The following is an 11330-nucleotide window of genomic DNA, read 5'->3' as shown; positions in this document are numbered from 1 at the left end:
TGGACCCCCTGGTCCCAAACCAGGTGCGCTACCGGGCTGCGCTACACTCCGAAGAAGCAAGATAATACAAGCTGCCGCACGCTCCGTCAAGGGCGTCATAAATATTTATGCCATTTCCGGCGCAAACCGCTGGAACTTACATAAAATGCATGCACCCCAACCAAGGACCGGCCATGAGCGCAGCGTTATCGACGGAATCAATGCGGCGCCCCGGCATCGTGCCGGGCATTTTGATTTCGCTGGCGCTGCACGCGGCGCTGATCTTGGGCTACCGCCTGGCCGCCCCCAAGCTGCCGCCGGAGCCGCCGCCTAACCGGACCATGACAGTGTGGCTGCAACCATTCAAGCCGCCGGTGGCAAAAGTCGAACCGGCCAAACCTGCGACCACGCCATCGACAAGAGCTCCAGGTTCGCCCCGGTCGCGTGAGCGGACCGCCGTGGCGCGGGCCGAGGCGACGCCAAAGCAGCCAGCGCCAGAGGCTGACCACAGCACCGGCAGCACCAGCGCCATCGCCAGCGCGACGGCCACGACGGCCACGACGACCACGACGGCCACCACTGCTGCCGCTACCGGGGCAATCACGGCGCCGGCCGCGTCCTACGATCCGCTGCGCGAACCAGCCGCCGCCACCTTCGACATGGAGGCGGCGCGCCGGGCCGCACGTCGGGTAGCCACTGAAAAAGACACCACCCGCCCCGACTCGCTGGCCAAGCGCCTCGACGACCATCCGCTGTACCCGGAAGACCATGAAACCCGGCTGCAAAAAGGCATTGCCGGCGCCAAGCGCAGCGACTGCCGTAACACGCCCGGTGGCTTGCTGGCGCCGCTGGTATGGCTGCTCGATAAGAAGGACAGCGGCTGCAAGTGGTAGCCGCCGCTGCCGCCGCTGTTATTCTTCCTGCTTGAGCTGCAAGGCCCGGTCATACAGCGCATTCTTCTTGCGGCCGGTAATCTGCGCCGCCAGGGAAGCCGCCTGCTTGACCGAACACTCGGTCAGCAAAATTTTTAGGATGCGCTCGGCATCGGCATCGCTCTCGCCGTCCTGCGAAGGCGCGCCGGCCAGCAGCACCACGAACTCGCCTTTTTCGCGGTGGGCGTCGGCGCGGATCCAGGCCTCGGCCTCGGACAGCGGGCAGCGGTGGATTTCCTCGAACATCTTGGTCAGCTCGCGCGCGAACACGACCTCGCGCTCGGGCTCGAACACGGCTGCCAGCGCGGTGGCGCAGTCGAGAATGCGGTGCGGCGCTTCGTAGAACACCATGGTGGCGGTCACCGTGCGCAAGGTCGACAGGAAGTTTTCACGCTGCCTGGCCTTGGCTGGCAAAAAGCCCACGAAATAAAACTGGTCGTTGACCAGGCCGCTGGCCGACAGCGCCGTTACCGCCGCCGACGCACCGGGCAGCGGCAGCACGCGCAGGCCGGCCGCGCGCACGGCTTCGACGATGCGTGCGCCGGGGTCGGAAACGGCCGGGGTGCCGGCGTCTGAGACCAGCGCGATGCGTTCGCCGGCCTGCAGGCGGGCGATCAGCGTTTCGGCCACTTCGCGCTCGTTGTGCTGGTGGGCGGCGATCAGCGGGCGGTGCAGGCCGAAGCGTGTCATCAGTTGCGCGGTGTTGCGGGTATCCTCGCACGCGACCGCATCGACCAGGCTTAAAACGTGCAAAGCGCGCACACTGATGTCGGCGACATTACCGATGGGGGTCGCCACGACGTACAAGGTTGCGCTAGGATAGGTCTGGTGCGCTGTTTCTTCCAAGACAGGAAGGGCGGAAATGGCGCGGGGTGTGTGTTCAGACATATCGTGGTCAGTGATTGTAATTAGGGGGCAAGATGAAAAAAATGAGGTTGTGCGCGGCAGTGGCCGCAGTGGCGGCGCTGGCGTTGATGAGCGGGTGCGGCTCGTCCGTGCCTATCATTATAAGCCCGCCGCCGGCCCCCGCTCCCGCGCCGTTGCCGGCAGCGCCGCCACCGACCACCAGGCGATTGACCGGATCGGCGCCGAACAACAAGTAGGAAGCGGGCGGCGCGGCGCTACCGGCGGTGCCGGGCGCGCCGGGCGTGGCGCCGTTGACGCCGCTGCTGCCGGGCGGCCCCTGGAACAGGACGTCGACTGCCAGCGCATTGCCGCACCAGGCCGCGCAGACCAGGGGCACCAGGCGCAGGACGGTACGCAGCCGGTTCAATGGGGTGGATTGGGTGGATTGGGTGGATTGGGTTGATGAAGTGCGTGAAGCCGGTCGTGCGGCCGGATGGTTGCATGACATGGTTGCCTCCCTGAAGTGGGAGGCTGTGCACCGATGCCGATGCAATCGCATGCCAGCCGCCCGTAGGGACGATTGTAATGAACGTTCTTTAATTATATGGTCTTTATTGCATCAAAAAAATGCTGGCGCGACCGTAAAACAACGGTCGGCCGATGCTGTATTTTCCGGCTGTTAAGCTTCGCTCCACTGGCGCAACAGGTTGTGATAATGGCCGGTCAGGCCCACCAGTTCCGGGCAGTCGCCCAGGCGCGCGCGCAGGCTCTGGATGTTCTGGTCCAGCTCGAACAACATCGAGCGCCGCATATCGTCGCGCACCATGCTCTGGGTCCAGAAGAACGAACACACGCGGGCGCCGCGCGTGACCGGTTCCACCCGGTGGATGCTGGTCGATGGATACAGGATCAGGTCGCCGGCCGGCAGCTTGACCTCGTGTTCGCCGTACACGTCGGTAACAATCAGCTCGCCGCCATCGTAGTCGTCCGGATCGCTTAAAAACAGCGTGCTCGAGACATCGGTGCGCACCCATGCACCGGGACCGGCAGCTGTCGCTGGCATGCGGCGCATGGCGCCATCGACGTGGGCGCCGTAGTGCTCGCCACCGGCATAGCTGTTGAACAGCGGCGCGATGGTGCGCAGCGGCAGCGCGGCAGCGAAGAACACCGGGCTGGCGGCCAGCGCCGCCAGCACCACCTGGCCCAGTTCGAGCGCCAGCGGCGAGGTTTCGCCGAGCTGGCGGTTCTGCTTGACCTGGGCGCCCTGGGCGCCGACCGTGGTGCGGCCATCGACCCAGTCGGTGGTGTCGAGGCGGGCGCGCAGGGCCGCCACCTGTTCGCGGTTCAAAACGCCAGGGATATGCAACAACATGAATCACTCCTTGCTATGAAAAAAGCCCCGCCGGTGACGGCGGGGCTCAGGTGCAGTTAGCAGTCTGCCGGACTTGGGATCGTCAGCTGCAAAAATACCTGGATCGGTCCATATTTCGCCGCTTTCTCGGCCCATAGCCAGCTATGGGCGCTGCGAAATCGACAAAATCTGTCCTCGACCAGCTATTTTTTCGCTCTGACTCCCCAAGTCCGACAGGCTGCTAGGCATCGACAATGCTTGGACGATGATGCTTAGAACTTGAAATTGGCCGTCAGGCTGCCCGAACGCGGCTGGCCCGGGGTGTAACGGTAACCGGACTTGTTGATCGATGCAACATAGTCCTTGTCGGCGATGTTGTACACGTTCAGGCGCAGGTCGACGTTCTTGCTGAGCGGGTAGCTGGCCATGGCGTCGGCCACCCAGTACGAATCGATATGGGACGGGGTGCCGACGGCGCCGTCGGTGCCGCGACGCAGCTGGTCGTTGAAGCGCACGCCGCCGCCGATGGTCAGGCCGAACGGCAGGGTGTACGAGGTCCACGAAGTGAACGACTGCTTCGGCGTGTAGGCCAGGTAGACTTCGCCGTCGGCGGACACCGCGCGGCCGTTGGTGACCTTGGCTGACATGCGGGTGTAGCCTGCGCTCACCAGCCAGCCACGGCTGATCTCACCGGTCACGCCCAGTTCCACGCCCTGGTTGCGCTTCTCGCCGGTCTGGAAGTAGGTGCCGCTGGTGGCGTCCTGCTCCACTTCGTTTTTCACGGTGGTGCGGTACACCGCCGCCGACAGCGACAGTTTTTGCTTGAGCAGATCCCACTTGCCGCCGAACTCGTAGTTGGTGGTTTCCTGAGGATCATAGTTCGGGTTGGCGGCGCTGTTGGCGGCCGCGCTCAGCGAGAAGTTGGTGCCGCCCGGTGGCGCTTTCGAGCTCGCTGCCAGCGCGTAGATGCTGCTCTCTGGTGTGAGCTTGTACAGTGCCGACAGCTTGCCGTTGACCAGCGTGTCGCCCACCTTGAGATTGGTGGCGATGCGGGTGCCGACCGGGATCAGCTGCGGATTGTTGCCGGTGACTGCGGCCTGGATGGCGACGCTGTCATAGGTGGTGCTGTAGTGGTCCAGTCGGACGCCGCCGTTGAAGATCCAGTCGCCGAACTTGGCGGTATCGAACAGGTACACGGCCTGGGTGTCGGTGTTGCCCACCGCTTGCGCGCCGGTGCGGGCATAGCTGAAGGTTTGCGGCGTGGCCGGGTTCGGGTTGTAGATGCTGGTGCGGGTGATGGTGGCGCCTGGGTTGGTGGCGATGGTGTAGTTGGTCTGCTTCTCGGTGATGAATTCCAGGCCGGCCACCAGCGTGTGCTTGACCGCGCCCGTGTCGAATTCGCCGGTGAGGGTGGTCTGGTTGGTCAGCACCTTGTTGATCTGGTCCTTGTAGGTCAGGGTGGTGCGGGCCATGGTCCAGGTATCGGGCGTGCCGGTGACGATCAGGTTGGCGGAGGTGGCCATGAACGCGGTCAGCAGGTAGTCCTGCTTGTTCTTGCCGTAACGGGTGGTGTTCTGCAGCTTGACGCCGTTGGCGAAGTCGAGTTCCAGGCGCGCCGTGAACTGGTCGGCGGTGACGTTGTCGTGGTCCTTTTCCGAGCCGTAGAAATTCTTCGGATCGACGCGCGGCGCAGTGGCCAGCGGCGCCAGGCGAATGCGGTCGGCGGCGGCGGCGGCAATACTGGCGGCAATCACGGCCGGGGTACCGGTGGTGGCTGCGGCCAGGTAGGGCGGGGTGTAGCCCGGCAGGCCGATGGTCAGCACGCCGCCATCGGGAATATTGTCCTGCTTGACGTGCAGGTAGTTCAGGTAGAAGCGGGTAGGACTATTGAGGCCGATCGCCAGCGACGGCGCCACGGCCCAGCGCTTGTTCTTGACCATGTCGCGGGCCGGGTTGCCGCTGTCCTGCACCAGGGCGTTGAGGCGGAAGGCGGTGCCGCTGTCGGCGTTGATCACCTGGTTGACGTCGGCGGTGGCGCGGCGCTGCTTGCCGCTGCCCACGGTGACGGAGCCGAGGTAGGCGTCTTCCAGTTGCGGACGCTTGCTGACCAGGTTGATCGAACCGGTCGGCGCGCTGCGGCCGTTGTCGGTGCCGGCCGGGCCCTTGAGCACGTCGATCTGTTCGATGTTGAAGATGTCGCGGGTGATCGAGCCGACGTCGCGCACGCCATCGACGTAGATGCTGCCCGAAGTGTCGAAGCCGCGCATGAAGATGGCGTCGCCGGTGTTGGTGTTGCCGTTTTCACCGAGGAAGAACGCGCCCACGCCGGGCGTGTTGCGCAGCGCTTCGGTCAGCGAGACCGCGCCTTGCTGCTCGATCAGTTCCTTCTTGATCACGGTGATGGTCTGGGCGGTATCGACCAGTTTTTCGGTGTACTTGGCCGAGACCGCGCGGTCGGCCTTGAAGGTTTCTTCGGCGGCGCCCTGCACCTTGACTTCGGACAGGGTTTGCGGGGTTTGCGACTGCTCGTCGGCGGCGGCAGCGGCGTGCGCGGCCACCGGCAGCAGCATTGCGGCCAGCGCGGCGCTCATGTGTTGGTTGAAACGCGACTGCGCGTGCTTGCGGCTCTTGATCATTGCGGTATCTCTCGTTCGGATAGGTTGGACGGCTCGTTGCCGGTTGTTATTCGACTAATCCGCGAGATTGTAACGATGATCACGCAATTCGTAAATGCGAATTGTTATCAATATCGTTTACATGTGGTATTTCTGCAAATGTGTTGGAGTTTCCTTCTGTCAATCCGGCTGCAGGGCGAGCCAGGCGCCGGCCTGGTCCAGCGCCGCCTGCAGTTCGGCGCGCACGGCTTGGTAGCCGGCAGCGATCGCCACCGTGTCGCCGGCGGCAATGGCGTCCTCGGCGTCCTTGGTGGCCTGGATCAGGCGGCGCGCGCCCAGTACCCCTACCGCGCCGCGCAGGGTGTGGAACTGGCGGGCGGCATCGGGCAGGCGCCCGGCGGCGATCGCCTGGCCTGCCTCGTCGGCCGGCCCCATGCCGCCTTCGATGGCGCCGCGCACCATCTTGAGCATCACCGCCCTGCCCTTGGCATCCTTGCCCATCACCCGCATCAGCTTGTCCACGTTGAAGACGTCGGCTTCGCTGCCGGGTGCTGAAGCAGGCGCTGCCACCAGCCGGGCGGTGGCGGGAGGCCGTTCCGGTACCGGCAGCGGCGCAGGAGCAGCAGCAGGGGCAGCAGCAGGGGCAGCAGCAGGAGCAGCAGCAGGAGCAGCAGCAGATTTTTTTTTAGGCAGATGCTGCAGCAGCACCGCCAGCATTTGCTCGACCTCGATCGGTTTCGGAATGAACGCGGTCACACCCACCGTCACGCTGCGCTCGCGCTCGGCTTCGAGCACGCCGGCCGTCATCGCCACGATGGGCAAGGTCAGCTTGAGTTCCTGGCGCAGGATGCGGGTGGCCGTAAAGCCGTCCATGACCGGCATCTGCATGTCCATCAGCACCGCATCGTACTCGCCCTGGCGCGTGCTCATGCGGTCGACCGCCTGCTGGCCGTTGTCCACCACGTCGACCAGCGCGCCGGCCAGCTCGAGCATGCCGCAAGCCACCACCTGGTTGGCCACGTTGTCTTCCACCAGCAGCAGCCGGCAACCGGCCAGCGTGCCCTCGATGTCCTGTTCGGCCGCCACCTGCAAGCCGGTCTCGCCGTTGGTCACCAGCGCCTCGTGCAGGGCGTCGAACAGGTTGGAGCTGGTGATCGGTTTGACCAGCACCACGTCCACCTCGGGCGCGGCGGAAATTTCTTCCAGGCGGTCGCGGGCAAAGGCGTTGACCATCACCACCACCGGCTGGCCGCCCTCGGGCGCGGCCGCGCGGATGCCCTTGGCCGTGGCCAGCCCGTCCATGCCCGGCATGTGCCAGTCGGCCAGCACCACGTCGTACGGCTGGCCGGCGTCCAGGCTGGCGCGGAACATGGCCAGCGCCTCGGTGCCGGAGGCCACTTCGTCGGCCTGCCAGCCCCAGGCGCGGATGATCCGGGCGATCAGGGTGCGGCTGGTGTCGCTGTCGTCGGCCACCAGCAGGCGCAGCTCGCCAATCGCCGGCCGGCGCCGCGCTTCGCCGCGCTCCGGCAGCACCTCGAACGGCAATTCGAACCAGAAGCGCGAACCGTGGCCCTCGGTGCTGCTGACCGCGATCTCGCCGCCCATCAGCTCGATCAGCCGGCGCGTGATTGCCAGGCCCAGGCCGGTGCCGCCGAAGCGCCGGGTGATGCTCTGGTCGCCCTGCGAAAAAGCGTGGAACAGCTGGCCCAGCTGCTGGGCGGTCATGCCCATGCCGGTATCGCGCACTTCGAAGTGCAGCCGCACCACGTCCGGCGAGGTGGACTCGGCCAGCGTGATCGACACCACCACCTCGCCGGCGGCGGTAAACTTGATGGCGTTGCCGGCCAGGTTGACCAGGATTTGCTGCAGCCGCAAGGCGTCGCCGCGCAGGTGCCTCGGCACGGCCGGATCGACCGCGATGGCCAGTTCGATTTCCTTGTCGCCGGCGTTCATTGTCATGGTGGTGGCCAGCGAATTCATGGTGTCGTCGAGGTTGAACTCGACCGGCGCCAGCGCCATGTGGCGCGCCTCGATCTTGGAGTAGTCGAGCACGTCGTTGAGGATGCCCAGCAGCGACTGGCCCGACACCCGCACCATGTTCAGGTACTTGCGCTGCTGCGGCGTCAGCGTGGTGTTGCCGAGCAAATACACCATGCCCAGCACCGCGTTCATCGGCGTGCGGATCTCGTGGCTCATGTTGGCGACGAATTCGCTCTTGGCCCGGTTGGCGGCCTCGGCGCGGTCGCGCTCGCGCTCCAGTTCTTCGGTGCGCGCCGCCGCTTCCACCCGCAGGCGGTGCGGCTCGGTCACGTCCGAGATCACCGCCAGCACCTTGGTGCCCTGGTCGGTGCGCACCGCGCTCAGGTTGATCTCGATCGGGAATTCGGTGCCGTCGCTGCGCAGGCCGTGCAGCACGGCGCCACGCCCCATGCGCACCGGCTCGGCGCTGAGCCGCTCGGCAAAAAAATGCTCGCGGTGGCCGGCATGGCGCGCGCGCAGCGGCGCCGGCACCAGCATCTCGATCTCGCGGCCCAGCAACTGGTCGCGCGGATAGCCGAAGCAGCGCTCGCACTCGCGGTTGGCGGTTTCGATGCGGCCGTCCATGCCGACCACCAGGATGGCATTCGGTGCGTACTCGAGTACGCTTTGCAGGCGGGTGTCGGCGGCCTGGCCTCGCTGCTGACGGCGCTGCTGATCAGCAGGTGCGCCGCCAGGCTGCCGATCAGCAGCGCCGTCAGCAGCGAGGCCAGGCCGCCCCACAGCAGCAGCCGCGCCAGCACGCCGTCGAATGCCTCGTAGGCTTCGTCGGCCGGCAGCGAGGTGCCCAGCACCCAGTCCACCGACTTGAGCATCTTGTAGCTGTTGAGTACTTCGCGGCCCTCGGTATCGACGCTGTCGACCGTGCCCTCGAAGCCGTCGGCCAGCGCCAGCGTGGTCGCACCGTTGAGTTGGCCGCCGCGCGGCTGCAGCAGGCGGTTGGGGTCCGGGTGCAGCACGTACACCGGCCTGGCGCCGCGCGTCAGGGCGAAGTAATAGCCGCTGGAGCCGACGGTGGCGTGGCGCAGGTGGCCCAGGAAGTTGTTCTTGTACAACCGCAGCACGCCGGACAGGATGCACACCACCTCGCCGCGCTCGTCGAGCACGGGGGCGATCATCTGCACGATCGGTTCGCGCTGGTACTTGCCCAGCACCGGCTCGGTAATCATCGGCTTGCGGGTGGTCATCACCTGCCTGAAATAGGCGCGGTCGGTGACATCCATGCCCGCCCGGCCGGGCACGACCGGCAGGTCGGCAATGGCCTTGCCGTCGGCGCTGTAGACGATCAGGTCGTCGAACAGCGAGAGGATGGCGCGGTCCTGGTAATAGGCGCGCAGCCGCTCGGCCGAGTTGACCAGGCCGGGCGGCTGCTTGCGCGCGGAAAAAGCGACGATCTCGAGCAGCGCCGTCAGCTTGTCGTCGAGTTCCTCGGCGGTGCGGCCCACCAGCGCGGTTTGCTGGGTAAACAGCACGCGGGAAAAATCCTGTTTGACCCGTTGCACCTGAACCACGGTTACCAGGGCGATCATCATGATCGAGGTGATACTGGTTGCCAGCGCAACCTTCGCCTTGATCCCGAGTGGCTTCATGTCGTCCTTGTGCGGGGCTGCATCGTAGAAAACCAATAGTGATAGGAATTTTCCTATCAAAATTCAAGAATGGCAACAAGATTGCGAATCACGTGCAATTGAATCGCCCGTGACTTGCAATCCATGGTTAGCAATGGCGCAAGCGCAGCCTTTGCTTTACGATGCATTACCCTGTGCACGTTGGCGTTGGGGAACTTACGGTACTTTTGGCATTGATTCGTGGTGAACCCGACCGTCCTCCTTACTACTGCGACCGCCGTCCTGCTTGCCGGACTGGCCAGTGTGCCGCTGCGCGCGGCGCCCGGCACTGACCGCTGGTCCACGCTGGCGCCGGTGGTGTTCGAGCACCTGTCCCCGGCCGAGCGCGATTTTCCCAGCCCGGTCGTGATGAGCGTGGCCCAGGACGGCGACGGCTTCATGTGGTTCGGCTCCCAGGCCGGGCTCGGGCGCTGGGACGGCTACCAGATGCGCAACTTCTATTTTGACGCCAACGACCCCCATTCGCTGCCCGGCGACTTCATCCAGACCCTGCACGTCGACCGCCAGGGTCGCCTGTGGGTGGGCACCAGTATCGACGGCCTGGCTCGGTATGACCGGCAGAACGAGCGTTTCGTGCGGGTGGCGGCGGGCGTCCTGTCCAGTCCGGCCGTGTATGCGATCGCCAGCGACCGGGACGGCGGCCTGTGGGTGGGCACGGCCGCCGGGCTCGATTACGTCGATGCAGCCGGCCAGGTGCATCACCACCGGCGCCCGGACACCGCGCCCGGCGGCCAGCGCGCCAACCAGATCCGCGCGCTGTTGCTCGACCGCGACGGCGTGCTCTGGATCGGCTCGGACGCCGGGCTGGCGCGGCGCGCCGTGGCTGGCAACCGCATCGACAAAGTTGACGATATCGCCGGCGTGGGCGACGCGGTGCTATCGCTGAGCCAGAACCCGCAAGGCGGCGTGGTGTTCGGCACCCTGCGCAGCGGCGTGGGTTTCGCCGCGACCGACGCCGCCACCGCCGGCGCGCGCCTGCTGTCGCTGGCGGACCAGGGCCGGCGCCAGGCGATGGTGCTGTCGCTGACCGAAACCGTGCCCGGCCAGTGGTGGGCCGGCACCTACGGCGACGGCGTGATCGAATTCGATGCCGCCGGCATCCAGCGCCGCATCACCCACCGGCCGGCGGTCGCGGTCAGCCTGGCCAGCGACCGGGTGGCGGCGCTGTGGCGCGACCGCAGCGGCCTGGTATGGGTAGCCAACGAACGCGGCGTCGATACCCACGACCCGCGCAACCGCACCTTCAGCACCATTTTTGACGGCGTCGGTCTGCCCGAGATTTCAGCCTCGGCCTTCATGACCGACCAGAGCGGACGCCTGTGGGTGGCGCTGGCCGACCAGGGCATCGACCTGATTGCGCCGGACGCCACCCGCCGCGCCGGCCTGCGGCCCGATCCGCTGCGGCCCGACACCGCCCTGCCCGGCAGCCTGATCCTGGCCCTGACCGAAGCCGAACCGAACGAGGCGTGGATCGGTACCCTCGCCGGGCTGTACCATACCAGCGGCCGGGGCAGCCGGGTGCGGCGGGTGCCGTTGCCGCACCACGAGCCGTTGCCGCGCATCGGCAGCATTCTCCAGCGCGACGGCGATTTATGGCTGGGCACGCCAGGCGGCCTGCTGCGCTACGATCCACGCGCCGCCACGGTCAGGGCTTACCGCCAGGGGCCGTAGCGCCGCCACGGTCAGGGCTTACCGCCAGGGGCCGGCTGCCGCCGGCGCCCTTTCCGACAGCCGCGTTACCACCCTGCTGGAAGCGCCCGACGGCATGCTGTGGGTGGGCACCCGCAACGGCCTGAATCGCTTCGATCCGGCCACCGGCCGCGCCGAGCAGATCCTGGCGGAGCCGGATCGCAGCGACGGTTTGCCACAGGGCCTGATCAACGCGCTGGCGTTCGATCGGCGCGGCCGCCTGTGGGTGGCTACCAACAGCGGCGGCGTCGCC

The 11330-nt window shown here is 66.4% G+C and carries 8 protein-coding genes and 1 pseudogene; 3 read left to right on the top strand and 6 right to left on the bottom strand.

Annotation, left to right across the window (positions count from 1 at the left end):
* The first annotated feature begins 173 nt into the window (after positions 1-173).
* A complete protein-coding gene (locus DUPY_RS00685; RefSeq protein ID WP_141749359.1) occupies positions 174-872 on the top strand; it encodes a hypothetical protein in 699 nt (232 codons plus the stop codon).
* An 18-nt stretch (positions 873-890) separates the two neighbouring features.
* Here DUPY_RS00685 and rsmI read toward each other — a convergent pair whose 3' ends face one another.
* From rsmI to DUPY_RS29340, 6 genes and pseudogenes are all read right to left on the bottom strand, one after another.
* The gene (gene rsmI / locus DUPY_RS00680) at positions 891-1799 is read right to left on the bottom strand and encodes a 16S rRNA (cytidine(1402)-2'-O)-methyltransferase (protein ID WP_070245812.1); all 909 of its coding nucleotides are present in this window, start codon (positions 1797-1799) and stop codon (positions 891-893) included.
* A gap of 7 nt (positions 1800-1806) precedes the next feature.
* Complete coding sequence (locus tag DUPY_RS28240) at positions 1807-2184, bottom strand: hypothetical protein (protein ID WP_070245811.1); 378 nt, start codon at positions 2182-2184, stop codon at positions 1807-1809.
* A gap of 252 nt (positions 2185-2436) precedes the next feature.
* Positions 2437-3129 carry a Fe2+-dependent dioxygenase gene (locus DUPY_RS00670; protein ID WP_070245810.1) on the bottom strand — a complete coding sequence of 231 codons (693 nt, stop codon included), beginning with the start codon at positions 3127-3129 and terminating at the stop codon, positions 2437-2439.
* Between the two features lie 251 nt (positions 3130-3380).
* The gene (locus DUPY_RS00665; RefSeq protein WP_070245809.1) at positions 3381-5744 is read right to left on the bottom strand and encodes a catecholate siderophore receptor Fiu; all 2364 of its coding nucleotides are present in this window, start codon (positions 5742-5744) and stop codon (positions 3381-3383) included.
* Between the two features lie 159 nt (positions 5745-5903).
* On the bottom strand, positions 5904-8327 hold the full coding sequence (locus DUPY_RS00660) for a response regulator (protein WP_229255190.1): 2424 nt from the start codon (positions 8325-8327) through the stop codon (positions 5904-5906).
* A 245-nt stretch (positions 8328-8572) separates the two neighbouring features.
* Positions 8573-9289, bottom strand: a pseudogene (locus DUPY_RS29340) (cache domain-containing protein); the annotation flags it as partial.
* A gap of 282 nt (positions 9290-9571) precedes the next feature.
* On the opposite strand from DUPY_RS29340, the gene DUPY_RS00655 reads away from it, so the two are divergent.
* On the top strand, positions 9572-11059 hold the full coding sequence (locus DUPY_RS00655; RefSeq protein WP_141749357.1) for a ligand-binding sensor domain-containing protein: 1488 nt from the start codon (positions 9572-9574) through the stop codon (positions 11057-11059).
* A partial coding sequence (locus DUPY_RS29185) for a two-component regulator propeller domain-containing protein (protein WP_371851718.1) occupies positions 10977-11330 on the top strand: 354 nt, incomplete at its 3' end. The genes DUPY_RS00655 and DUPY_RS29185, both read left to right, overlap by 83 nt.

Source organism: Duganella phyllosphaerae, from assembly GCF_001758785.1.
Lineage (GTDB): Bacteria > Pseudomonadota > Gammaproteobacteria > Burkholderiales > Burkholderiaceae_D > Rugamonas > Rugamonas phyllosphaerae.
This window is presented reverse-complemented; position numbering and strand designations above follow the sequence as displayed.